General features: G+C 61.6%; 25 protein-coding genes. 16 read left to right on the forward strand and 9 right to left on the reverse strand.

Going from position 1 to position 23,865, the window contains the following annotated elements; translation table 11 throughout:
• Nucleotides 1-103: 103 nt before the first annotated feature.
• Nucleotides 104-538, forward strand: a complete 435-nt coding sequence (locus P0D70_RS24210; RefSeq protein ID WP_408186320.1) for a DUF1801 domain-containing protein — start codon at nt 104-106, stop codon at nt 536-538.
• A 183-nt stretch (nt 539-721) separates the two neighbouring features.
• Complete coding sequence (locus tag P0D70_RS24215; protein ID WP_091806046.1) at nt 722-1,033, forward strand: hypothetical protein; 312 nt, start codon at nt 722-724, stop codon at nt 1,031-1,033.
• A 51-nt stretch (nt 1,034-1,084) separates the two neighbouring features.
• On the opposite strand, the gene trpS is transcribed toward P0D70_RS24215, so the two are convergent.
• Nucleotides 1,085-2,113, reverse strand: coding sequence for a tryptophan--tRNA ligase (gene trpS, locus P0D70_RS24220; protein ID WP_091806050.1), 1,029 nt, complete (start codon nt 2,111-2,113; stop codon nt 1,085-1,087).
• Between the two features lie 307 nt (nt 2,114-2,420).
• The gene (locus tag P0D70_RS24225; RefSeq protein ID WP_091806055.1) at nt 2,421-2,759 is read right to left on the reverse strand and encodes a hypothetical protein; all 339 of its coding nucleotides are present in this window, start codon (nt 2,757-2,759) and stop codon (nt 2,421-2,423) included.
• 336 nt (nt 2,760-3,095) lie between these two features.
• Here P0D70_RS24225 and P0D70_RS24230 point away from each other — a divergent pair, with 336 nt between their 5' ends.
• The 6 genes from P0D70_RS24230 to P0D70_RS24255 all read left to right on the forward strand — a co-directional run bounded on the left by P0D70_RS24230 (nt 3,096) and on the right by P0D70_RS24255 (nt 9,251).
• Nucleotides 3,096-5,027: a putative bifunctional diguanylate cyclase/phosphodiesterase gene (locus P0D70_RS24230; RefSeq protein ID WP_408186321.1), complete on the forward strand. Its 1,932-nt coding sequence runs from the start codon at nt 3,096-3,098 to the stop codon at nt 5,025-5,027.
• A 30-nt stretch (nt 5,028-5,057) separates the two neighbouring features.
• A complete protein-coding gene (locus P0D70_RS24235; protein ID WP_408186322.1) occupies nt 5,058-5,477 on the forward strand; it encodes a hypothetical protein in 420 nt (139 codons plus the stop codon).
• A 131-nt stretch (nt 5,478-5,608) separates the two neighbouring features.
• Nucleotides 5,609-5,833 carry a hypothetical protein gene (locus P0D70_RS24240; RefSeq protein WP_408186323.1) on the forward strand — a complete coding sequence of 75 codons (225 nt, stop codon included), beginning with the start codon at nt 5,609-5,611 and terminating at the stop codon, nt 5,831-5,833.
• Nucleotides 5,834-6,166: 333 nt separating this feature from the next.
• A complete protein-coding gene (locus tag P0D70_RS24245; protein ID WP_408186324.1) occupies nt 6,167-7,858 on the forward strand; it encodes a purple acid phosphatase family protein in 1,692 nt (563 codons plus the stop codon).
• Nucleotides 7,859-8,034: 176 nt separating this feature from the next.
• Nucleotides 8,035-8,475, forward strand: coding sequence for a hypothetical protein (locus P0D70_RS24250; RefSeq protein WP_091806073.1), 441 nt, complete (start codon nt 8,035-8,037; stop codon nt 8,473-8,475).
• Nucleotides 8,476-8,666: 191 nt separating this feature from the next.
• Nucleotides 8,667-9,251 carry a nucleoside 2-deoxyribosyltransferase gene (locus tag P0D70_RS24255; protein ID WP_408186325.1) on the forward strand — a complete coding sequence of 195 codons (585 nt, stop codon included), beginning with the start codon at nt 8,667-8,669 and terminating at the stop codon, nt 9,249-9,251.
• Between the two features lie 220 nt (nt 9,252-9,471).
• Here the strand turns inward: P0D70_RS24255 and P0D70_RS24260 are convergent, their stop codons facing one another.
• Nucleotides 9,472-9,645 (reverse strand): hypothetical protein, encoded by a 174-nt coding sequence (locus P0D70_RS24260; RefSeq protein ID WP_408186326.1) that lies wholly within the window; start codon nt 9,643-9,645, stop codon nt 9,472-9,474.
• A 19-nt stretch (nt 9,646-9,664) separates the two neighbouring features.
• On the opposite strand from P0D70_RS24260, the gene P0D70_RS24265 reads away from it, so the two are divergent.
• Nucleotides 9,665-10,825, forward strand: a complete 1,161-nt coding sequence (locus P0D70_RS24265) for a porin (protein WP_408186327.1) — start codon at nt 9,665-9,667, stop codon at nt 10,823-10,825.
• A gap of 170 nt (nt 10,826-10,995) precedes the next feature.
• On the opposite strand, the gene P0D70_RS24270 is transcribed toward P0D70_RS24265, so the two are convergent.
• Nucleotides 10,996-11,667: a DsbA family oxidoreductase gene (locus P0D70_RS24270; protein WP_408186328.1), complete on the reverse strand. Its 672-nt coding sequence runs from the start codon at nt 11,665-11,667 to the stop codon at nt 10,996-10,998.
• 246 nt (nt 11,668-11,913) lie between these two features.
• Here P0D70_RS24270 and P0D70_RS24275 point away from each other — a divergent pair, with 246 nt between their 5' ends.
• Nucleotides 11,914-12,207 (forward strand): DUF1330 domain-containing protein, encoded by a 294-nt coding sequence (locus tag P0D70_RS24275; RefSeq protein ID WP_408186329.1) that lies wholly within the window; start codon nt 11,914-11,916, stop codon nt 12,205-12,207.
• A gap of 106 nt (nt 12,208-12,313) precedes the next feature.
• Here the strand turns inward: P0D70_RS24275 and P0D70_RS24280 are convergent, their stop codons facing one another.
• The 3 genes from P0D70_RS24280 to P0D70_RS24290 all read right to left on the reverse strand — a co-directional run bounded on the left by P0D70_RS24280 (nt 12,314) and on the right by P0D70_RS24290 (nt 15,453).
• The gene (locus P0D70_RS24280) at nt 12,314-13,165 is read right to left on the reverse strand and encodes a carbohydrate ABC transporter permease (protein ID WP_408186330.1); all 852 of its coding nucleotides are present in this window, start codon (nt 13,163-13,165) and stop codon (nt 12,314-12,316) included.
• A complete protein-coding gene (locus P0D70_RS24285) occupies nt 13,162-14,052 on the reverse strand; it encodes a carbohydrate ABC transporter permease (RefSeq protein ID WP_091806086.1) in 891 nt (296 codons plus the stop codon). The genes P0D70_RS24280 and P0D70_RS24285 overlap by 4 nt, the downstream gene beginning before the upstream one ends.
• A gap of 168 nt (nt 14,053-14,220) precedes the next feature.
• Nucleotides 14,221-15,453: an ABC transporter substrate-binding protein gene (locus P0D70_RS24290; RefSeq protein ID WP_091806088.1), complete on the reverse strand. Its 1,233-nt coding sequence runs from the start codon at nt 15,451-15,453 to the stop codon at nt 14,221-14,223.
• Between the two features lie 334 nt (nt 15,454-15,787).
• Between P0D70_RS24290 and P0D70_RS24295 the strand changes: the two genes are divergently transcribed.
• The 3 genes from P0D70_RS24295 to P0D70_RS24305 all read left to right on the forward strand — a co-directional run bounded on the left by P0D70_RS24295 (nt 15,788) and on the right by P0D70_RS24305 (nt 18,657).
• Entirely contained in the window at nt 15,788-16,561 is a 774-nt protein-coding gene (locus tag P0D70_RS24295) for an SDR family oxidoreductase (RefSeq protein ID WP_408186331.1), read from the forward strand.
• A 75-nt stretch (nt 16,562-16,636) separates the two neighbouring features.
• The gene (locus tag P0D70_RS24300; protein ID WP_408186332.1) at nt 16,637-17,719 is read left to right on the forward strand and encodes an ABC transporter ATP-binding protein; all 1,083 of its coding nucleotides are present in this window, start codon (nt 16,637-16,639) and stop codon (nt 17,717-17,719) included.
• Nucleotides 17,720-17,793: 74 nt separating this feature from the next.
• Nucleotides 17,794-18,657: a MurR/RpiR family transcriptional regulator gene (locus P0D70_RS24305; protein WP_091806094.1), complete on the forward strand. Its 864-nt coding sequence runs from the start codon at nt 17,794-17,796 to the stop codon at nt 18,655-18,657.
• Between the two features lie 119 nt (nt 18,658-18,776).
• Here the strand turns inward: P0D70_RS24305 and P0D70_RS24310 are convergent, their stop codons facing one another.
• Together P0D70_RS24310 and P0D70_RS24315 are read right to left on the reverse strand one after the other, a co-directional pair.
• Nucleotides 18,777-19,673, reverse strand: coding sequence for an IclR family transcriptional regulator (locus P0D70_RS24310; RefSeq protein ID WP_408186333.1), 897 nt, complete (start codon nt 19,671-19,673; stop codon nt 18,777-18,779).
• Nucleotides 19,670-20,557: an IclR family transcriptional regulator gene (locus P0D70_RS24315; RefSeq protein ID WP_408186334.1), complete on the reverse strand. Its 888-nt coding sequence runs from the start codon at nt 20,555-20,557 to the stop codon at nt 19,670-19,672. Before P0D70_RS24315 ends, P0D70_RS24310 begins: the two co-directional genes overlap by 4 nt.
• A 240-nt stretch (nt 20,558-20,797) precedes the next feature.
• Here P0D70_RS24315 and P0D70_RS24320 point away from each other — a divergent pair, with 240 nt between their 5' ends.
• From P0D70_RS24320 to P0D70_RS24330, 3 genes are all read left to right on the forward strand, one after another.
• Complete coding sequence (locus P0D70_RS24320) at nt 20,798-21,757, forward strand: MBL fold metallo-hydrolase (protein ID WP_091806102.1); 960 nt, start codon at nt 20,798-20,800, stop codon at nt 21,755-21,757.
• 54 nt (nt 21,758-21,811) lie between these two features.
• Entirely contained in the window at nt 21,812-23,521 is a 1,710-nt protein-coding gene (locus P0D70_RS24325; RefSeq protein ID WP_408186335.1) for an FAD-dependent oxidoreductase, read from the forward strand.
• Nucleotides 23,522-23,584: 63 nt separating this feature from the next.
• Complete coding sequence (locus P0D70_RS24330) at nt 23,585-23,824, forward strand: DUF2783 domain-containing protein (protein ID WP_408186336.1); 240 nt, start codon at nt 23,585-23,587, stop codon at nt 23,822-23,824.
• The last annotated feature ends 41 nt before the right edge of the window (nt 23,825-23,865 follow it).

Genomic DNA, 23,865 nt, shown 5'->3' on the forward strand with positions numbered 1-23,865 from the left:
GTGTAGGACGGCGCGTCATATCCAGGCCGATACGGCGTGCCGACTCGTCTGACAATGCCGCCGCTCCAAGCATTGCGGCTCTACGAAACGGGACCAGAATTCGATGAATAAAGATCCAGCGAATCCATCGGAACGCATCGATCAGCTGATCGCAGAACTAACGGGTTGGCGCGGAAAAACATTCGCCAGTATCCGCAAGATCATTCTTGAGACCGACGCGGAGATTGTCGAGGAATGGAAGTGGATGGGCAGTCCCGTGTGGTACCGCGACGGAATGATCGCGGTCGCAAACGCCCACAAAGGCAAGGTGAAGCTCACGTTTGCAAACGGAGCGAGCCTGGCGGATCCCGACAAGCTTTTCAACGCAGGCCTCGAAGGCAACGCACGACGAGCAATCGACTTCTTCGAGGGTGACAAGGTCGACGCGCGTGCTCTGAAAAAACTCATCCGTGCCGCGATTGATTACAACCAGAGCAAATTGAAGAAGAAAGCGCCTGCGACTAAGCGGGTGAAAGCCGACAACAGCGACGAGGCCTGAAGCAATGGCTATGCTTACGTAGTATTACGCCGGCGCGATCAAGCCTCGTCGCCTCTCGCGAATACCGAACCGCATAACCCAATCCGTCACACTAGACGCCCACAATTAGACCCGTTAGTCTGAGAGCGTTGCGCGACGTAGTTTGGCTATGCTGTTCCTAACCGACAACGTGGGAGCCGAATCATGGAAGTGAGCACGGAAGCGCTTGTTGACATGCTGAGAGAGGTTGAAGCCGACGACCCGATCGACTACGCCGATCTTCCTTTCGGAGAGCAGGAGCTCAGGCGTCTTGTCATGACTTCTCTCGTCGAGCGCCACCACCAGGTGGAAGCGGGCAACCTGTCGGTGTCCGACATTCATGCGCTGTATCTTCTCAGCACCGCCAAGCTTGTGCTCGAAAACACCGTGCTTCACGCCAGGCTGCTTCTGCTTCAAGGGCAGCAGATCGATGTGCAGTCGCTGCTGGCTCCGTTCACCCTGAAAGGCAAACCCTAGGCCGGCAAGGCGAGGCGCCCGGCTACCGGGCGGCTCGCCGCCACGTGCCGCTTAGTTCTCGAAATAGTTCAGGCCGAGCGCGCCCTTCACCTCCGACACCGTCGCGCCTGCCACTTCCCGTGCGCGCAGCGTGCCGCGGCGCAGGACGTTGAGGACCTCCGCACGGTCGGTTTCGAACTCGCGGCGGCGCTCGCGAATGGGGGCGAGCATCGATTGCAGACGTTCGTTCAGCACGCGCTTGACCACGCTGTCGCCAAGGCCGCCGCGACGGTAGTGCGCCTTCAGTTCGTCGACCATTGGTACGTCGGGCTCGAACGCGTCGAGGAACGCGAACACCACGTTGCCTTCCACCTGGCCCGGGTCGCTCACGCGCAAATGGTTGGGGTCCGTGTACATGTTGTTCACGGCCTTCGTGATTTCGTCGGGAGTTGCGCCCAGCGTAATGGCGTTACCCAGCGATTTGCTCATCTTCGCTTTGCCGTCGATGCCAGGCAGCCGCGCAACGTGCGAGAGCACCGCTTCGCATTCAACCAGCACCTGTTTGTCGACCGTGTTGTTGAAACGGCGCACCAGTTCGTTGGTTTGTTCGATCATCGGCAACTGGTCGTCGCCCACGGGTACGCGCGTCGCCTTGAACGCCGTGATGTCCGCGGCCTGGCTTACCGGATACGTCAGAAAGCCGGCGGGGATGTCCCGCTCGAAACCGCGCAGCACGATTTCCGCCTTGATGGTGGGATTGCGTTCGAGGCGCGCGACCGTCACGAGATTGAGCAGATACTGGGTCAATTCCGCCAGCTCCGGCACCTGCGACTGGATGAAGATGGTCGACTTGGCCGGGTCGATGCCGACCGCGAGATAGTCGAGCGCCACCTCGATCACGTTTTCCGTGACTTTCTGGTGACGGCCCACGTTGTCGGTCATGGCCTGTGCATCGGCAAGCAGCAGGAATTGCTGCGCTTCGTGCTGAAGCTGCACGCGCGAGCGCAGCGAGCCGATGTAGTGGCCAAGGTGAAGCGGACCGGTCGTGCGGTCGCCGGTGAGAATAATGGGCGGGTTCGTCGTCTGGTTTGCGTCTGTCATGGTCTGGGTTCTGCGTTTTGTCGATACCACCAGCCGTCAGCGCGCAGAAACGAAAATGCCGCCAGGACTGGCGGCATCACGTTTCGATGGACGAGTGGAAACGGGCCGCCTAAGTCAGGCGCGCCACCAACAGCTCAGCGTGATCGGCTTCGTATCCATGAACGGAGTATAACGCGGCGGATCGCCATGCCGCCAACCACGCACCGGACGATGTCGCAGCCCGGCGCCGCGGCCGTTCTCTCAACACCCCCGCCCGGGGCATGCAGACGGCTTCCCCGCGCGAAGCCGCCGACCCGCGCGTTACCGCCTAAGCCGCGGAGAAAACGACCGCCGCGGCGTTCTCGACCTGCGTGAAAGTGCGGACAAAACGATAGGCCTGGCCGCCGATTTCCATCTCGTTGATGCCCGAGCGGGTCAGCTCCAGCATGTCATTGGCGAGCGGGATGGAGATCGTGCCGACCTTCTTCATTTCCTCGAGCAGGCCGGCCGGATCGCCGAGGTAGATGGTGCAAGCGTCGTTCGTATGGCGCGTCATGACCACGCTCGCCGCCTTGTCGAGGGAAAGCTCGAGATATTCGACCAGGGTCTGCAGCGACTCCGGCACGGGTTCGTGAGAGACGTGCATCGATGTATTTGCGACTGTCATTGTGTGGTCCCCCATCGCGCCAATGTCCGGGCAGTCCGCTGGAGATCAGCGGTGCATCCACTATACGGCATCGTACATCGATACTCGATCCGTCCAGAAGGACTTGGACGATACCGTGAATGCCGGGCTTCATCGCTCTTGCGCAGTGTCGGGTTAAAGCGCATGCCGCGAGCGCGCGCTGAATTGCCGTCAAGAAACCGCGCCATTGCGTCATTTTTTCTTCTTCCCGGCGACCGGGGCCATTTCCTCAGTCGAATAAACCTGCTACTTTATGGTTACGTAATAATTGCAATGCAAGCGGTTTTCGGCCCTTCCACCAACAAAAATGCGTAGGTCATGGCTTTCAGCGAACCAAGGTCTCCATTTTTCAAGTGGCTCGTCTCTTCCGCTCAGAACCTGAGCGCAGACAATCGGCAGATATTGCTTGCGAATCTGTTCACGCGAACCTCGTCGATTGTGTTTGCGTCCGTTTGTGAAATCAGCGTCTGCGCGACCGCATACTTCCTTCATCCCAGACCCCTCTACGCAGGCTGGGGCGCCGCTGTTGTCGCATTGCTGATCGCACGGCTCGCGTTGATCTGGTTGTGCTCCTCGCGTAGCGCCAAGGGGCGGCCAACACCGACATCCGCGTTTCTGTTCGCGAGCCTGCTCTGGAGCATGCTGTTCGGTTTCGGCGCGTTGCTTTGCAATATCAGCGGAGATCAAACACTTTTCCTGCTCGGCAACGTTTGCGCGGTGGGCGTGATTGGCGGATTGGCCGGACGCAATGCCGGTACGCCCCGGCTCGTCATGCTGCAGATTACGTGCATTCTGGCGCCCCTTGCTCTTGGCGCGGCGCTGTCTCCTGGTTCCGGCAAACTGGTGTTGCTGTTTCAGGCGCCCTTTTGCGCCGCGGGCTTCTTTACGGTCGCGCTGCGCAGCAATCGCGATACGGTCGCGTTACTCCTCGCACGGGAAAGCAGCCATCGGCTCGCCCATCACGACAGCCTGACGGGCTTACCCAATCGCACGCGTATCAGTGAGCTGCTGCTTGAGCGCACGGAGAGAGGAGCGTTGGGCAAAGGCCAATCGTTCGCTGTTCTACTGATCGATCTCGACGGATTCAAGGCGATCAACGACAGTCTTGGCCATGCCGCCGGCGACCAGATCCTTCAGGAAGCGGCGATTCGCTTGCGCGAAGTGTTGCCCGGCGGCGAGCTCGTTGGACGGCTAGCCGGCGACGAGTTCGTGGCGTTTTCCGATGGTGGCGGGCACGCCCGCGACGTCCGGATTCTGGCGGACCGCATCGTCAAGACCCTGGCGCGCCCATTCGCGCTGCGCGAGGCGCTGGTGCATATCGGCGCGAGCGTGGGGATCTCGCTCTATCCCGAGCACGCGAGAACCGGCCCGCAATTGCTGATTTGCGCCGATCGCGCCTTGTATGCCGTGAAACGCAGCGGCAAGAGTGCGTACGCCATTTTCGATGCGGGCAAGCACGCGTCGGATGAAAGCCTGAGCCTTCTGCGCAGCGACCTGGAAGGCGCGCTGCATTCGTTCAGCGGCTTGCGCATGGAGTATCAGCCCATCGTCGATCTCAGCAGCGGTGCGGTGTCAGGACGCGAGGCGCTGATGCGCTGGACCCACCCGACTCGCGGCGAACTCCCGCCGTCCTCATTCATTCCCACTGCCGAACGTACGGGGCTTATTCTGGCGTTGGGACAGTGGGCTTTGCTGCAATCGTGCAAGGAAGCGGTGACCTGGCGCGACAAGGTCACCGTCGCCGTGAACGTTTCACCGGTGCAATTGAGGGAGGAGTCGTTTGCGTCGACCGTCGCGGGGATTCTGCGCAAGACCAGACTGCCGCCGCAGCGCCTGAATATCGAGGTCACGGAAACGGTACTCTTGAACGACGATGTCGTGACCCGGCGTAATATCGCGAGGCTGCAGGCATTAGGCATTGGTCTTGCGCTGGACGATTTCGGCACCGGCTTTTCGACCATGTCGACTCTTGTGCGTTTTTCGTTCGACAAGCTCAAGATCGACAGCTCTTTCGTCAAGGAGTCCGTGCATCGCCGCGAATCGGCTGCGGTGGTGCGTGGGATCGTGGCATTGGCGCGGGAGATCGGCATGCCGACCACGGCCGAGGGCATCGAGACGCAAGAACAGCTGGATTTCGTGCGCGTGTGCGGATGCACGCATGCTCAGGGTTTTCTGCTTGGCCGGCCCGTGCAGGGGCACGAGATCGCGCGGATCGAAGAAAAGGCCGCCGCGCATTCCGCGAAGCAATGAGCGCTCATCAATTCCGGCACGGAGGCCGATATGGAGCCCACCTTGCAATACCAACTGCGGCTTACCGTTTCGCCAGAACTGGCCGACGCATTACGTGCTGACCCGGCGTGTGCATCGCATAGCGCGCTTCGTGACGTGCTGCTCAGGCATGACGCGACGTTGAAATGCCAGTTCGACGCCTTCGCCGACTACGTGCGCGAAGCGCAACAGCAGGGTACGGAAAATTATCCGCTCTATCAGTGGACTCTCGAGACGATCGAGAATCCGGAGAAGCAAGCCAGGTACTTGCGCTCGTTTACCGTCTATGTGAACGGCGGCGAGGTTTACGGCAAAGATGTCACGGATATCATGGAGAACGAACTATTGGGATTGGTCAGCGAAGATGGAGTTCAGCGCGTCTCAAGGTTCGATACCAATCCTGCTAATAATCCGCAACCGCCAAGGCGCTAGCGCTTGCCGAACCTGAAGTCCGCCGCGCCTCCGCGCAGCGTCAGCTAATCGTCATTTTCGATTTTACATTTGACGACAGCACGTTGAGTTCGTGAGACGATGCATGCTCACTTTTTCTTAAGGAGAGCGACATGGGACTCTTGGACGAAGTAGGAAAGATTGCGGGGGCGATCGCCGCCGTTGAAGCGGCGGAAAAAGTGGATCCGGAAGCGGGTTTGCTTACGAAAGGCATTGCCGCTGTTGCCGGTTTCGAAGGTGCCGGTAAGCTGGAATCAATGTTGGAAAAGAAAGACGACGACCAGCAGGACGTTGCCGACAACGCCCAACCCACAGACGACACGAATCCGCAGACGTGAGCGGAAGTCTGCTGCCGGCTGCATGATCCGCGACGGAATGCATGCGCCGGGGAATTCTCTGCGCGCTTCGCCGAGCGCCGCTAAATACCCCATTACGTTGTGCACGTTGCCACCCGCTGGTAGTCGAGCGTTCTACCGTTAGCAGCTTTAAAATCAATCAAAGATCTTTATCGATCGACCAAGCTGTCAATTGTCTGAATGGCAATGCGGAGTGGACGCATGGAGCTGTCCGCTTTGGGCGGTTTCATCCGGGTGTCATCGCCCCGCGCCTAGGATGGCTGTCGCCAGGCTCATGCGCCGGCATCCTTCCACCTCCGCACAAAAACACCAGACATGTCGAACAGAAAAATCGTAAAGACTTCGCCGACCGATCAGGGTGCTTCCATCGTCTCGCGCCGCGGGTTCCTGAAGTTCGCCGGTGCGTCCAGTCTCGCTACGGCGGCGGGCACGCTTTCATCGGCGGCGCGCGCGGCGAACAGCGCGCCTGACGGCACACCGGAGCAGGTCCACCTGACCTGGGGTAACGATCCGGCCAGTGAGGTCACGGTCTCCTGGGCGTCGCTTGCACCCGCGGTGAACCCGCAAGTCCGTGTCGGTGTCGCGGGTGCGGCGAAACATACGGTGCATGGCGTCCAGACCACTTATACGGATGGCCTGAACGGCGAGGTCGTGTTCACGTATCACGCGCATCTGCGCGATCTGAAGCCCGCTACGAGCTATGAATACCAGGTGAGCGCGGAGAACGACAGCCATGCGGCTCAGCCTTTCACGGCGAGCTTTCGCACTGCGCCGCGCGGCCGCGCGCCGTTCCGCTGGACCAGCTATGGCGATCTCGCGACGCCGAACACCGGCTGGGTGTTGTCGTCGCCGCAAAGCCGTTTCGCGGTGCAGGCAGTCGAGCGCTTTGAGCCTCTGTTCCACCTGCTCAACGGCGACCTGTGTTACGCCAATCTGAATCCGGCGCACCAGCCGGAGGTATGGCGCGACTTCGGCAACAACTGCCAGACTTCGGCGTCGAACCGGCCGTGGATGCCGTGTCCAGGCAACCACGAACTCGAATTCAATAACGGTGAGCAGGGCCTCGCCTCGTATCTCGCACGCTATAAGCTGCCGGACAATCACACGCGCTTTCAGGGCCGCTGGTACAGCTTTCGCGTGAGTTCCGTGCTCTTCATTTCGCTCGATGCGGACGACGTCGTGTATCAGGACGCAGCGGCCTTCGTCGCCGGCCCGGATCCTCTCGTGCCCGTTGCGAGCACCGGCAATCCGCCGATCCAACCCGGCACGTCGCTCTATGTGCGTGGGTATAGCGCGGGCGAGCAGACGCGTTGGCTCGAAAGGACGTTGCGCCGTGCGGCTGAAGACGACGAAGTCGACTGGATCGTCGTCCAGATGCATCAGGACGCGCTGAGTTCATCGAAGACCGGCAACGGTTCCGATAAAGGCATCCGCGAAGCCTGGTTGCCGCTGTTCGACCGCTATGGCGTCGACCTGGTGCTGTGCGGGCACGATCACGATTACGAACGCAGTTACCCCGTGCGTGGCTGCAATCACCACAAAGGCACCGACATCGCGACGGGCCAGCCGGTCGATACGCTGCAGCCGAAACCGGTGATGTCGGCAGTGTCCGCGGGCGCGTCGACGTTCGATACGAGTCACGGCACGATTCACCTGATTCTCGGCGGTGGCGGCACGAGCGCGCCGCTGGATGTCTACGGCGTGGATGCCGGCACGGGGCTGCCTCAGGCGCGTATCTTCACGCGGCCCAACCGCCCGGTTGCCGGCACCACGTCCGGGACGTTCGTGCGTGCGGGCGCGGACGCAGTGGAAGACGCGATCTGGTCGGCGCAACGCGATACTGGCACCGGTTATGGCATTGCGGTGTTCGATCATGATCCCGGGCATCCCGGCGGCGAGACCACGATTACGATGAACTACTATCACGCGCCTGGCGCAGATCAGACTCCGACGCAGAACTACGAGTTGTTCGAGACGATCGAGTTGAAGAAGACGCGACGCAGATAAGGTTCGAACACGCGGGGCTCGCCGGCATGACCTCGCGCGCGCCGCACGATACACGCCTCCTCGACCTTTCCGGATGATTTTGTTACACGTCTTACGGATGTGAAGCGACGTAGTTACAAAAGCCTTTCAAAAGCGCAGTTATACTCGGCGCCGTCCAAACATTGAAAAGGCTTTTTATGTCGAAGAGAATCCTCCGGATGGTTGCCGTCGCAGCGCTCACCGCTTCGGCATCGTTGTCGGCGCTCGCCGGCGATATGAATAACGCACTTGGCGGCGCGCTCGGCGGCGTGGCCGGCGCAGCAGTGGGCGGTGCGTTAGGCGGCAGCACGGGCGCCGTGCTTGGCGGAGCAGTCGGCGGCGGCGCGGGCGGCGCGGTGACGTCGAACCGCAGGGAGCGTACGGGCGCGATCATCGGCGGCGCGCTGGGCGGCGGTGCCGGCACCGCGGCGGGCAATGCAATGGGCGGTCGCAGCGGCGGTCTCGTCGGCGCAGCGCTGGGCGGCGGCGCCGGGTCGGCGCTCGGCGGCAACATGTCGCGCTCCAACTCGTACGCGGACGACTATTCCCGCGGCTACCGGTCGCGCAAGCATCATCACAAGCATCGGCACGACGACTGAATGGCGCGCGAACGGGCGAGTGGCAGGCAAACTGCCTGCCCGCTCGCTGAATGCTTCGCGCAACACGTGACACACTCTGCATTGACATTGGTTCGTGCGCCGTTATCGTAAAGGCTCTTCGCAGTCGACTGCCGGCACGCTCGCTGCGGGAACACTTCACGATTTCCCCATCCTCACGGAACATAAAAACGATGCTACGAGTGTATTGCGCAGGGCCGCTGTTCAACGCAGCCGAGCGATCCGAAATGGATTCGATTGCCGCCACGCTGGAGGCTGCGGGATTGTCGACGTTTCTGCCGCATCGCGACGGGCTGGAGTTCGCGAAGCTCAAGCCGGAACTCGAGAAACTCGGCGCCTCGGTCGAAGAAGCCGCGCACATGCTCGACCGCGCGATCTTCAATCTGGATACGTATCAATTGCTTACGCGTTGCGATGCGGTCGTGGCCAATCTCAACGGCCGGGTCGCCGACGAGGGCACGGTTGTCGAAGCGTCGCTTGCGTGGCACGCGGACAAGCCGCTTGTTTTATTCAAAGCTGACGCACGGACCATGCTCAGCGGGTCCGATAACCCGATGCTCACCGGGTTGGGTGATTTCAAGGTGGTCGATCAACTGGCTGCGCTGCCGCAGGCCATTCTGGAAGCTGTTGCGCGCGATCGGACCCACAGGGCCGAGCAGACGTTGGAGAGCGGCGCGCAGATCGCGGCGCTTCGCGAGGGCGGCGGCGAGTTGAGTGCGCTCGCAAAGACGCTATACAGCGCTTTCAAAAAGCCATAAGGCCGATGCCTGCGTCAGCAGGCGCACCGCAAAAATCCCGCTCCGCCGACTCCCGGATCGCGCCGGAAAACGTTAAGCTTCGCCCCCTCGTTGTTCCTTTCACGCCACGCCGTTTATTTTTTTGACGCGCCGTTTATTTTCATCGCCCTATGATTGGACTGCTCGTTTTTCCGCCGCAGTGGCTGGTACGCATTCACTGAGCGATTCGAAAACCCGGTAATCAATCAGCGCGCACGATGGCAAAACCATTTGAATTTCGTTGCGCGCAATAAAAATCAAACAACACCTCATGCTTCTCGCAGTTTGCGCAATAACGGTTGTAGAAACGTACTGCATGCACGGTCATGGCGCTGGCGGAAAGAGCAATTGATACCCTCAATGACTGCTTGATCACGATCACGGAGCCAACAAGTATGAAAAAGTCTTTACTCGCGGTCGCGCTCTTTGGCGCATTTACAATGTCGGCGCATGCGCAAAGCAGCGTGACCCTCTACGGCCTTATCGATGCTGGATTGGTTTACACGAACAATCAGCTCGGACACAGTAATTGGCAGGAAGTGAGCAGTTCAACTCAGAACACGGTCTTCGGCCTCAAGGGCTCGGAGGATCTGGGTGGCGGCTTGCACGCGATCTTCAAACTCGAGCAAGGCTTCCTGCTGAACAACGGCGCCCAGGCATTCTCCGGTGATGGCTTCGGCTCCCAGGCATGGGTCGGCCTGCAAAGCGATCCTTACGGCACGTTGACGTTCGGCCGCCAGTTCGACGTGATGAACGACCTCGTCGGACCGCTCACGGCGGAGTTCAATACGTGGGGCGGTAACATGGCTGCGCATCCGTTCGAAAACGACAACCTCGCTGCGAATTCCGTCGTGATCAACAACTCGGTGAAGTACGCGAGCCCGACCTACCGCGGCATTACGTTCGAAACGATGTATTCGTTCAGCAACAAGGCGGGCGACTTCGGCAATAACCGTTCATATGGATTCGGCGTTTCCTATGCGCAAGGTCCGATCAATCTCGCTGCGGGCTACCTGCAACTGAACAACGCGGGCAACGGCAGTGGCGCGGTCACGTCGGGCGATACGAGCGCGAACTTCCTCGCGGAACGCCAGCGTATCTGGTCGCTAGGTGGCAATTACACATTCGGGCCGGCTACCGTCGGGCTGGTGTGGAGCCATTCTCAGATCGACAACGCAGCGGGCGTGTTCTCGTTCGGCACGGGCAGCTACCTCGGTGCGGGCGACACGTCTGTCGGATCGCTGAACGGTTCACTGCGCCTCGACAACTACGAAGTGAACGCAAAGTACGCGCTCACGCCCGCGGTGACCGTATCGGGCGCCTATACGTACACGCATGGCGCATATAACGGTTCGTCGCCGGGATGGAACACGGCCATGCTGCAAACGGACTACGCGATCAGCAAGCGCACGGACTTCTATCTGGAGGGCGTCTATCAGAACGTGCACGGCGCGCCGGCGGACTCCGTCCTGTCGCATGCGATGATCAACACGTTGTCGCCGTCGGCGACCAACACGCAGGTGGCGGTCACTGTCGGTATGCGTCACGCGTTCTAAGCAGCTTCGGATCGAGTGATTGATGAATGCGTATGCCTGGCATCCGCCGGGCATACGTCATCCTTCAAGCGCGATGCTCAAGGCCTTCGGTCGATCAGAGCGGTCCGGGTCAGCCGCGCAATCGTCCCATCTCCCATCTCCCACGCAGCGTTGCACCGCATGGACAAGGTTCAGCGCGACGCGTCCTGTGAATCCTCGTTCTTCGCTTCGGCCAGAATCTGCTGGATGGCCTGCTCGAAAGTTTCCACGGGTTGTCCGCCGCTCACCAGATAGCGGCGATTGAAGATAATGGCCGGCACCGACTGGATGCCCATCGCCTCGTTGTTCCGCTCCTCCGCTCGAACTTCGGCTGTGTACGTTCCGTTTTGCAATACGTCACGGGCCTCCGTGGCGTCGAGTCCTACGGATTGCGCCGCTTCGATCAGCACTTCGTGGTCGCTCGTGTCCTTGCCTTCGGAGTGGTAAGCCCGCAGCAGCGCCAGTTTGAGCGGCAACTGCTCGCCCTTGACGCCGGCCCAATGCAGCAGACGGTGCGCGTCGAAGGTGTTGTAGACGTGTTTGCGCGGGCCGAATTCGAAACCCACGCTCGCACCGCGCTCGCGGATCGCCGCCTGCGTTTCCTCGATCTGCTCCGGCGTGCGCCCATACTTCTTGCCGAGGTAGTCGACAATATTCTCGCCGTCCGGCCCCATGTGCGGATTCAACTCGAACGGATGCACGACGATGCGAGCGTCGACCGCGTCGCCAAGGCGCGAAATCGCACGCTGGAGCGAGGAGAGGCCGATCGCGCACCACGGGCATGCGATATCGGAGACAAAATCGATGGTGAGCGCTTGTGTCATTGCGGTGTTCCTGATGGAGATGATCTAGTGCGTGGCCGGCCTGATGCGAGGGCGACAGCCGCGAACAGCGTAACCCGAATCGCGGGTATTTGCAGGAGCGCGCTCGTGACGGGGTGCGAGCCGGGGATTTACAATTCACCACCGCGGCAAGACCGATTGACCACGCGAGCAACAGGGATGCCGATAAACGTCATAATCCGTCGTCTACGGCAACAACTGCTTTTCCAACGTTGAAAGGAGTTTCAAATGAGCAAGGGATATTGGGTGTCGTCATATCGCGCGACGAAAGATGCGGCCAGGCTGGCCGCGTATGCACAACTCGCTGCGCCCGCCGTGGCGGCTGCCGGCGGCAAGTTCATCGTGCGCGGCGTGGCGGACGAGGCACGTGAGCAGGGTTTGAAGGAGCGTACGGTCGTGATCGAATTTCCGACCTACGAAGCGGCTGTCGCCGCCTATGACAGCGAGCCCTACAAGAAAGCGCTGGAGGCGTTGGGCGACGGCGTGGAGCGCGATCTGCGCATTGTGCGCGGCGCCGAGTAACAACGAGGATGGGGCGCCGCTCATACGGCGCACGCCCCGGCCGGGCGGCAACGCGGCATGATGAATGCGCGGGCAGGCCGCCACCTGCCGCGCTTACCCGCAAACTCTACTTCACCGCCCCCAACGCAAGTCCCTTCACCAGATACCGTTGTAGCCACGCGAACACAACCGAAACCGGCAGTGTCGCGCAGAGCGTGGCGGCCATCACGAGATGCCACTGTACGACGTATTTCCCCGCGACCATGTCGGTCACCTGCACGGTCAGCGTCTTGTTCTCGGGTGAGCGGATCAACGTATAAACGACCGCAAATTCGTTCCATGCATTGATGAACGTGAAGATCGCGGTGACGACGATCGCAGGCACGGCCAGCGGCAAGAACACCTTGAAGACCGCCTTGGTCCGTCCGCACCCTTCGAGCCATGCCGACTCTTCCAGATCACGCGGCACCGTCTGGAAATACGAAGACAGCATCCACACGGCAAACGCGATATTGAAGGCTGCGTAAGAAACGATCACGCCGGTCTTGGAGTCGACCAGGTTTCCATCGCCATAAGGAATCATCGCGGCGAGCCTGAACAGGCCGACCACGAGCAGGATAGGCGACAGCATCTGCGTGACGAGCAGAAACTGGCGATAGAACCCGCGGCCTCGAAACGGAAACCTTGCCAATGCATACGCCGCCGGCAGACTGACAGCCAGCGCAAGCGCGGTCGACAGCAAACTGATCACCGTGCTGTTGCGCAGCGCGACGCCGAAATTGGCTGCCACCCACATGTCGGAGAAATTGCTCCACTGCCAATGCACCGGCAGCCACCGCGCCGGATAGACAAAAATCTCGGAAGCCGGCTTCAACGCGGTGAACAGCATGACGGCAAATGGAAACAGCACGATCACGACCAGTGGCGACAGCGCGAGCCAGCACCACAGCGAACGCTTCATCTTGACGCTCAGACTCATGACGGATCTCCTTCTTTCGCGGGCTGCAGGCGCAGATAGGCGATCGAGAATACGAACAGCATGACGAGCATGATCAGCGACACGGCTGCCGCTTCGCCGGGACGCCCGAGCCGGAAGCCAAGTTCGTAGAGATAGGTGACGAGAATATGCGTGCTGTTGTCGGGGCCGCCCTGCGTCATCACCCAGATGATCGGAAACGAGTTGAACACGTAAATCACATTCAACAGAATCGTCATGTTGATGAACGGCCGCAACAGCGGCATGGTGAGTTTGCGAAACTGCTGCCAGGCGCTCGCGCCGTCCATGCGCGCGGCCTCATAAATATCGCCTGGCACGGACGACAATCCGCCGAGCAGAATCGTCACTGTAAACGGGATCGAGACCAGTATGCCGACCGCGATTTCGACAGGAAACGCGAGTTCCGGTGTAGCCAGCCAATGAATCGGACCGCTGATCAATCCCAGCCTTTGCAGCGTGACGTTGACCATGCCGTAGTCGTCGTTGAAAGCCCAGCGCCAGACCACGGCGGTCATGGTCAGCGAGACGGACCACGGCAGCATCACAATCGTGCGCGCCACGCCGCGTCCATAGAAATCCTGATTCAGCACCAGTGCGACCGGCACCGAGATCAGCACCGTGCCACCGACCACGCATACGGTCCAGACGAGGGTTCGTTTGGCGGCGGCAAGAAACGCGGGGTCGCCGAAGATCGTATAGAAATTCTGCAGACCGGTGAAATCGCGAATGGCGCCGAAGCGCGAGACCTCGTGAAGCGATTGCCACACGATGTTGAAGATCGGATAGCTGATGATGAAAAGCGCCAATATCAGACTCGGCGCTATCAGCAACCAGGGCGCTTGCAGGCGCGTAGAAGCGGAACGGCTCATGCGTGCTCGATCGTAAGACGCGTCCGCGGGAATAAGCAGGCGCGACGGGATGGGCCGGATAGTGCGTGATGGCCGGAACGCGCACCGCCTGCTCGGTGGCGGCGCGCGTTCCGGGTTCAGCAGATCAAGACGAGATCAATGCAAGATCAGTACCGGATCGCTACGGAATCAATGGCCGAGCGACTTGTTCGCCTGCGTGGCCGCCGCGTTCAATGCATCAGCCGGCTTCGCCTTGCCCAGGTAAATCGACTGCATTGCGTCGGTCACGGCCTTCGCGGTGTCTTCCCAACCCGTCACCGTGGGTGCGAAGCGGGCCGTCGGCAGCAAGGCGACGAACGCCTTCGTGTCCGGATCGTTGAACGCCGGATCTGTCGATTCAGCCTTGGTGGTCGGCAGGAAGCCCTCGGTCGTCGTGAACTCCACACGCGGTTCCTTCGTGAACAGATAGTCGAGGAACTTCCACGCCGACTTCTTCACCTTCGAGTTCTTGAACATCACGATCGAGTCGGTGACGGCGTACGTAGCGTGCGTCGTGCCCATCGGAATCGGATCGATGCCGTACTTCAGATTCGGGGCTTCCTTCTTGATCTGTTTCGACAGGAACGGCGCCGAAATTACCATCGCAACGCGACCCTGCTTGAAGAGGTTCTGCACGTCTTCGCGGCTATAGCCGGTCACACCCGGTTGCGTCAGACCTTGATCGATCATTGACTTGTACAACGTGGCCGCCTTGATGCCGGCCGCCGAATTGAACGCCGCCTTGTTGTCCTTGCCGACCACGTCGCCGCCATTGGTCCACAGGGCGTAGTAATAGTAGACGTCCGTTTCGATTTCCTTGCCTTGCAAGCCGAATCCGGCAATCCCTTGCGCCTTCAGTTTCTTCGAGGCTTCGATCACGTCGTTCCAGGTCTTCGGGCCGTCCGGATAGCCGACCTTGGCGAGCAGGTCCTTGTTGTAGTACAGCGCGCGCGCCGAAGCGGCGATCGGCAGGCCGTAGACCTTGCCATTGATTTCACCCGGTGCGAGGAACGGACCGATGAAGCGGCCCTTGAAGCTCGCATCCATGTAGCCGTCGAGCGGTTCCGCGACGTCGTCCTTTACGAAGTCGAGCAGCCAGCGCGTGCCGACGATCGCGAGGTCGGCGTTGGCGTTGCCGGAAATGTCTGTTTGCAGCTTCTGTTGCAGCGTGTCCCAGTTCACGTCTTCGATCTTGATGGTCGTGCCGGGATTGGCCTTCTCGAAGTTGCGGGCCATTTTTTCGAAGTACGGCGCGGTCGCGTCGCTGTAGTGCGCGACGGTCACGCGGACCGTGTCGGCGTGAGCCGCGACGGCGATACCTGCGAACGCGAGCGCCACGGCAACTTTGCCGAGCGCGAGGGAAGCACGGGCATGCAACGACATTTCTCTCTCCTGTGTCGAACGGAGTGAGCGCGCTGGCGCTGACTCCGGTCCCATCCAACGATGGTGGGGTGGTTGGCTGCCGTCGCCGGCCGCTTTGGGTTAAATTGTTTGAAAAAATCCTACATGACGAAAAATGGCTTGTCACGTAGGGTCTGCCATATTTTTTCCGAGCCGGTTTTGTGCATAAGATGCTGTAAAGCAGGGATATTCTGCATGGCGTGATGTCATGGATACCCAATCTTCGGGATGACTAGACGATCGCGCAAAGCCGGGCTTGTAAGAAATTTACAGGCTAATCCAGGCCTGGCGGCGCGATTGACGAGCGAGGCGGACAATGAATCGTGTGGTGTTGGTAACGGGCGCTTGCGGCGGCATCGGCAGCGTGTTGTGCAAACGCTTCGTGGAACAGGGCGATACGGTGCTGGCGCTCGACATCGACGCCGCCGCGCTCGGCGCGTTGACCGCACAGCTCGGCGAGGCGCATGTCACGCCGATTGCGGTCGACCTCGGCGAGGCCGCCGCAGTGCAGCAGGCGGTGGCCGCCGCGGTCAAGGTGCGGGGTCCGGTGGACGTGCTGGTCGCCAACGCGGGCGCGGCACAAGGTCCTACGCTTGCCACGACGGACGTTGCGAGCTGGCAGCGCGACATCCATCTGAATCTGAACGGCACGTATCACACGGTCGAAGCCGTGCGTGCGTCGATGATCGAGCGGCAGCGCGGCGCGCTGGTACTGATCGGTTCGGTGAACGGCATGGCCGCGCTCGGTCATCCGGCTTACAGCGCGGCGAAGGCCGGGCTCATCAGCTATACGAAGGCGCTTGCGCTCGAACTCGGCCGTTACGGTATTCGCGCCAACATCGTGTGTCCGGGCACGGTGAAGACGCAGGCGTGGCAGGCGCGCGTCGACAAGAATCCGCAGGTATTCGAGGATCTGAAAAAGTGGTACCCGTTGCGTGACTTCGCGACGCCCGACGACATTGCCGACGCGGTGCTGTTTCTCGCCTCGCCGATGGCGCGCGTGATTACCGGCGTCGCGTTGCCGGTGGACGGCGGCCTGATGGCCGGCAACCGTTTGATGGCGGAAGAACTGACGCTCGAATCACTGTGAAATCACCGTGAACCGCCTGAAGCAACATGCGGGCGGCGTGAATTCGAGTCAACGAAAGAAGACGATGAGGACAGCATGGCAGCAGTGCAACTGAGCGGCATCTTCAAACGCTACGGCGACACGCAGGTGGTGCACGGCATCGATCTGGACATCGACGACGGCGAGTTCGTCGTGCTGGTTGGGCCGTCGGGCTGCGGCAAGAGCACGTTGATGCGCATGGTGGCGGGACTCGAAGAGATCAGTGGCGGCGATCTGATGATCGGCGGCACGCGCGCGAACAGCCTTGCGCCGCAGCAGCGCAATATCTCGATGGTGTTTCAGAGCTACGCGCTATATCCGCATCTGTCCGTCTACGAAAACATCGCGTTCGGGCCGCGGATTCGCAAGGAGTCGGCGGCGAGCTTCAAGCCGCGGATCGAGGCCGCTGCAAAAATGCTGAACCTGGGCAGTTATCTGGACCGTTTGCCGCGCGCGCTGTCGGGCGGCCAGCGGCAACGCGTGGCAATGGGCCGCGCCGTGGTGCGCGAGCCGTCGCTGTTTCTGTTCGACGAGCCGCTGTCCAATCTCGACGCCAAGCTGCGCGTGCAGATGCGCACGGAAATCAAGGCGCTGCATCAACGGCTGAAGAATACGGTGATCTACGTCACGCACGATCAGATCGAAGCGATGACCATGGCAGACCGCATCGTCGTGATGAACGCGGGGCGTATCGAGCAGATCGGCCGTCCGCTGGAGCTATACGATCATCCGGCGAATCTGTTCGTGGCGAGCTTTCTCGGTTCGCCGTCGATGAATTTTGCCGAAGGTGTGATCGCGAACCGCACGCAAGGCCAGGGTCTCGCGCTGAAACTCACGGACGGCGGCGAGATCGTGCTGGAGGGCGCTCCCGCTTCGGCCGTGCTCGGCGCGAAGGTCACGCTCGGCGTGCGGCCCGAACACATCGAGACGATGGCGCCGGCACCCGACGCAACGATGGAAGTTGAAGTGGTCGAGCCGACTGGCGCGGAAACGCACTTGTACGGGAAAATAGGCGGTAGCACGTGGTGCGTGACGACTCGTCAGCGCTCGAAAGTCGAGCCCGGCGAGCGCGTTGCGCTACGCCTGCCGGCCGAACATATTCACCTGTTCGATACGGAAAGTGGACGCAGGCTGGTCTGAACCGCGTGTTGTCGTTCGAGGTCGATCCAGGCTCGCCTCACGCATGATTGATGCTGCCACGTAAGGAACACCGGGTGTCCGCACCGAACTTGATTCCCCACATTCGCAGCGCACTCGCCAGTTTGCGGCCCGCCGAGCGCAAGGTCGCCGAGATGGTGTTGAACGACGTCGACTTCGCGATGCGCGCGAGCATTACCGAACTTGCGCAGCGCGCCGAGGTGTCCGAGCCATCTGTCACGCGTTTTTGCCGCGCGATCGGTGCGCATGGCCTGCGCGACTTCAAGATGCAATTGGCGCAGAGCGTAGCGGGCGGCGTGCCGTACGCATCCACGGCGGTGGCGCGCGACGACGATGTGCAAACGCTCATGGAGAAGGTGGGCGAAGCGGCGATCGACGGTATCGCCCATGCGCGCGGCGCGCTGGATCCAGCAGTGGTCGAGAGCGCGATTGCAGCGTTGTCGAGCGCACGGCGGGTGTTTTTCTTCGGCGTCGGTTCGGGCTCAGGGCTGGTCGCGCAAGATGCGGCGTTGCGATTTCTGCGGCTCGACATTGCGTCCACTGCGTTTACGGATGGTCATCTCCAGCGTCTTTACGCGGGCCTCATGGAACCGGGTGATGTGGCCTTTGCGATTTCACATTCGGGCCGCAGCGTCGAAGTGAACGAGAGCATTCAGATCGCCAAGGAACGTGGGGCGACGACGATTGCACTGACTAATGTCGGTTCGCGCCTCGCGTGGCTGGTCGATATTCCGCTGCTGCTGCGCGTGCCGAGTCCGATCGATCCGAATACGCCGGGCGTGTCGCGGCTCGTGCATCTTTGCATCATGGACGCGCTGGCGATCGGCGTCGCGCTCAAAGCAGGGCCGAATACGCTCGAAAAGATGCGGCATGCGAAGGCGAGGTTGGCCTCGCATGAGCCGGAGGCGGCGGGGGATTGATTGGAGGCGCGGTGGTGAGCCGCGCGCGGAACGCCGATGCAGGTTCAATCTTCTGCAGTTTCGATTACCCGGCTCCCCAAACGCGTACAAACTGACCTTTCTTCAATTCAAAAAAACGATTACTCGGTCGTTGCCACCATCCATCCAAAGCGCCGTGACAACCGCATGGTCGCGGCGCGCAGCGTCTGCGCCGGCCCGCCCGCCAATTCGCTGTCGAAGCTGCCGCTCGGTCCCATCAATGCCAGTACCAGGCAGATGCTGCCCGTATGATCCAGCACCGGCGCGGCCAGCGTGTCGATGCCCGGCACAGGCCGGCTCAGCGCCGTATCGATTCCATGCGCGCGGATTTGCGCGAGGCGCTGCGCGTAGGGTTGAGTCAGTGGAGGCGGCGCAGACGTTGCCTCCGTGCCGCCGCGGACCTTAGCTCCACCCTCTGACGCCGCTTTCCCCGCAAAAACCTGCGCCGCATCCGTCCCCGCCAACCGCAGATGATCCTGCTTCAGCAAACCGGCGCGCACGTCGTCCGCGACGTAGGCGGCAAACACGCGGCCTATCGCCGTGTTCACCAGCGACATCACTGTCCCGACCCGCAGGCTCACATGCAGTGGCCGCGCCGATTCCTCCAGGCGCACGACCGTCGGCCCGAGCGGTCCCAGCACCGCCATCGCGACGCTCATGCCCGTGGACGACGCCAGTTCGACCACCTCGGGTTCCGCTTCGCGCGTTGGCGATAAGCGCTGCAAACCGATCAGCCCAAGCTCCAGCGCGAGCGGCCCGGCTTCATAACAGCCGGACGCATCGCGATTGAGCAAACCGATTTTCAGCAGACTCACCAGATGCGGAAACGCCTTCGCTGGCGGCATGCCGGCGGCGGCCGCGAGATCGCGCAGGTTCAACGGCCGCGCCGCTGCGACCAGCGCCGCCAGCAACTCGCCGGTGCTGTCGAGCGACTGGATGCCGCGCTGCGGTTTCGCATCGGCGGATGGGGCGTGAGGGGTGTCGAGAGAATCGGTCACGATGCGAAAGACGCTGACAAGGAAGGTTCTGCTGCCAGTTGGGCGCCGATGTCGCGCGCCGTGGCAAGCAGCGCACGCGCGATCGGCCCGTCGCCGGCGACGTCGATCGCGCCGGTCGAGCCGATCACGGTGAGCGCGAGCGACAGGCGGCCATCGGCGTCCAGCACCGGCGCGCTAAGACTGCTGATGCCCGGACTCGGCGCATCCACGCTGCTTTCCAGGCCGCGCACGCGGATCGCGTCGAGGGCGGTCTCGAAGGCGGCGTTTTCGTCAGGCGGCGTCATGGCCCGATTCGCCGGGCCGGACTGATTCGCCCACATCGCATCGCGCACCTCGCGCGGCAGAAACGCGCAAAACACGCGTCCCGTCGATGTTGCCGGCAGCGACATCACCGTGCCCACATGCAAGTTGACGTGCAGCGGAAAGCCCGCGTGCTCATAGCGAACGATGGTCGGCCCTTGCGGCCCGGCAATACAGATCGCGACGCTAAAGCCGATCGCCTCGGCCAAGGCGGCCACGCGCGGCACGGCGGCGCGAAACGCCGGCTGGTTCTCCAGGTGTAGCAACCCGAGCCGCAGCGACAGCGGACCGGGTTCATAGCGGCCCGACAGTTCGTCACGCTTGATCAGACCCAGCCGGCTCAAGCTCACCAGATAAGCATGCGCCTGCCCCGGCGCGATCTGCGCGGCGGTGGCGAGGTCGGACAAGGCGAGCGGAGCGCGCGCCTGCGCGAGCGCCAGCAACACGCGGCCGCCCACTTCGACGCTCTGAATGCCACGCTGCGTCTTGCCGCCGTCCGCTGTCTCGCGGCCGTCCGCGCCTTTGCCCGTGGCCGGTTTCGCTGCTTTGCTCACACCTGCGCTCGTCCGTAAAAAAGGGTTCATGTTAACCGAAGGGCCGCGTCTCGCTGTGCTGATCTTAGGCTGTTTGAGATTTGCGTATAGCGATACATTTCGCTATTGACAAATAATTGCCTGCCGTCCTAAGATGCATTCACCCCGACACACCGGCGCAGTCACAGAGTCAAAACGGGGCGAGACAATCCTCCAATACCGTCAGCCCGCGCGGCATTCGCGCAGCCGGCCGTCTCGCCTCACGTCCAACTTTTGAGGGAGACACGCATCATGGCAAAGGCATTCGCATCCCAGGCCGACCTGGAAGTCAAAAAAGTCACGTGGACCAAGTTGTCCGAGAACGCCTACGCCTACACGGCTGAAGGCGATCCGAATTCGGGCGTGATCATCGGCGACGACGGCGTGCTGATCGTCGACACCACCGCCACGCCGGCCATGGCGCAAGACCTCATCGCGAAGATTCGCAGCGTGACGGATAAGCCGATCAAATACGTCGTGCTGTCGCATTACCACGCGGTGCGCGTGCTCGGCGCATCGGCGTATTTCGAGGAAGGCGCGCAGGAGGTGATCGCGAGCCGCGGCACGTACGAAATGATCGTCGAGCGCGGCGAAGCGGACATGAAGTCGGAAATCGAGCGCTTTCCTCGCCTGTTCGCCGGTGTCGAAACGGTGCCGGGTTTGACGTGGCCCACGCTCGTCTTCGAAAAGGAAATGACGCTGTTCCTCGGCAAGCTCGAAGTGCGCATCGCGCATCTCGGCGCGGGTCACACCAAGGGCGACACGGTGGTGTGGCTGCCGTCGCAGAAGGTGCTGTTCTCCGGCGACCTGGTCGAATACGACGCGGCCTGCTACTGCGGCGATGCCCAACTCGAACAATGGCCGGCCACGCTGGAAGCATTGCGCGCGCTGAAGGCCGACAAGCTCGTGCCGGGCCGCGGCCCCGCGCTGACCACGCCGGAAGACGTCAACAAAGGTCTGGATTACACGAAGGACTTTGTCACCACGCTGCTGCAGCAGGGCCGCGAAGCCGTCGAACAGCAACTCGACCTGAAGGCCGCGATGGCGCACACGCGCAAGGCGATGGACCCGAAGTTCGGCCATGTCTTTATCTACGAGCACTGCCTGCCGTTCGACGTGTCGCGTGCTTTCGACGAAGCGAGCGGTATCACGCATCCGCGCATCTGGACCGCGCAACGCGACAAGGAAATGTGGGACGCGCTGCAAGCCTGACCGAGACAGACGCACAGCAAGACAAAGCAGAGCGGAGAAGGACGGAGACACAAGATGAGCACCAACTACCAGACGCTGTCGTTCGAATACCAGCCGTGCCGTGAACAGAGCGCGTCAGGCGGCGCGGAGCAGGCGGTCTATCCCGTGATCGTGGTCGGCGCGGGCCCGGTGGGCCTCGCTACCGCGATCGATATCGCGCAGCAGGGCGTGCCGGTCGTGCTGGTCGACGACGATTGTTCGCTGTCCACCGGTTCGCGCGCGATCTGCTTTTCGAAGCGCTCGCTCGATATTTTCGATCGCTTGGGGTGTGGCCAGCGAATGGTGGACAAGGGCATCAGCTGGAACGTCGGCAAGGTGTTCCTGAAAGACGAACTGGTGTACACGTTCAATCTGCAACCGGAAGCGGGCCACAACCGGCCCGCCTTCATCAACCTGCAGCAATACTACGTTGAAGGCTTCCTGCTCGAACGCGCGCAGGAGATGCCCAATCTCGAGATCCGCTGGAAAAGCAAAGTGGTCGGCGTGCAGCAAAGCGGTACGCCCGGCACTCACGACGCCGGCGTGACGCTGAGCGTTGATACGCCCAACGGTCAATATGCGTTGCGCGGCCGCTATGTGGTTGCCGCCGACGGCTCGCGCAGTCCGATCCGCAACCTGATGGGACTCGACAGTAAAGGCGTGACGTTCAAGGATCGCTTCCTGATCGCCGACGTCAAGATGGAAGCCGAGTTTCCAACCGAACGCTGGTTCTGGTTCGATCCGCCGTTTCATCCGAATCAGTCGGTGCTGCTGCATCGTCAGCCGGATAACGTGTGGCGGATCGATTTCCAGTTGGGTTGGGACGCCGATCCGGTGCTGGAAAAGACGCCGGAGCGCGTGATCCCGCGCGTGCGTGCGTTGCTCGGGCCAGACGCGAAGTTCGAGCTGGAATGGGTCAGCGTCTATACGTTTTCGTGTTTGCGCATGGACCGCTTTCGCCACGGCAACGTGCTGTTCGCCGGCGACTCGGCGCATGGCGTGTCGCCGTTCGGCGCACGCGGTGCGAACAGCGGCGTGCAGGATGCGGAAAACCTCGCATGGAAACTGGCCATGGTGCTCGAAGGCAAGGCCTCCGACGCTTTGCTCGACACCTATGCGAGCGAACGCGAATTCGCCGCGGACGAAAACATTCGCAACTCCACCCGCTCCACCGATTTCATTACGCCGAAGAGCCCCGTGAGCCGTGTGTTCCGCGACGCGGTGCTGAAGCTCGCGCGCCATCATCCGTTCGCGCGGCAATTGACCAACAGCGGCCGCCTCTCGGTGCCGGCGGTGCTGCGCGATTCTCCGCTGAATACAGCGGACAGCGAGCCCTTCGAAGGCGCAATGGTGCCGGGCGCTTCGTGCGTGGATGCGCCGATGCAGGTGGCGGGACAGCCCGCGTGGTTCTTGCAGCACCTCGGCCAGCAATTCACCGGCGTGCTGTTCTGTGGCGAGCCAGGTGTCGATCAGGCCACTCAGGCCGCGTTGGACGCGTTGCGCAGCGGACCGATTCCGTTGAAGCTCGTGGTGGTGACGCGTGACTCCGAACAGCGCGGCGCGTTAGCAGGCGCTCAGGTCGCGCACGATATCGAAGGGCTGGCCCACTCGCGTTATGACGCAACGCCCGGCACGTTCTATCTGATTCGTCCGGACCAGCATGTTTGCGCGCGCTGGCGGCAGCTTGCTGCGGCTGATGTCGAGGCCGCATTGAAACGCGCGCTGTACGTGGAAGGCACGGCTTGAACGTCCGGCAAAAGCGGCTCGCGTAGCACGCGCCGCATCAGCAAAAAATAGCAGGAGACAGACATGACACTGAACACGCAACCGAATCTCGCCCGTCCCGACGATTTCTACGAGGCGTTGATCGATATGCATCGGGATCTGGACGATGCGCAGAGCCAATCGGCCAATGCGCAACTGATCCTGCTGCTCGCCAACCATATCGGCGATCACGCCACGCTGCTCGAAGCGATGCAGCATGCGCGCGAGGGGGTGATCGACGTTTCTTTGGGGCGCGGCGCGCAGTCGCATCCGTTGGCGGCCTGACCCGGCTCTCGTAGAACCCTGGACCCGTACCGGTAACGAAA

Source organism: Paraburkholderia sp. RL17-381-BIF-C, assembly GCF_046026435.1.
Classification (GTDB): domain Bacteria; phylum Pseudomonadota; class Gammaproteobacteria; order Burkholderiales; family Burkholderiaceae; genus Paraburkholderia.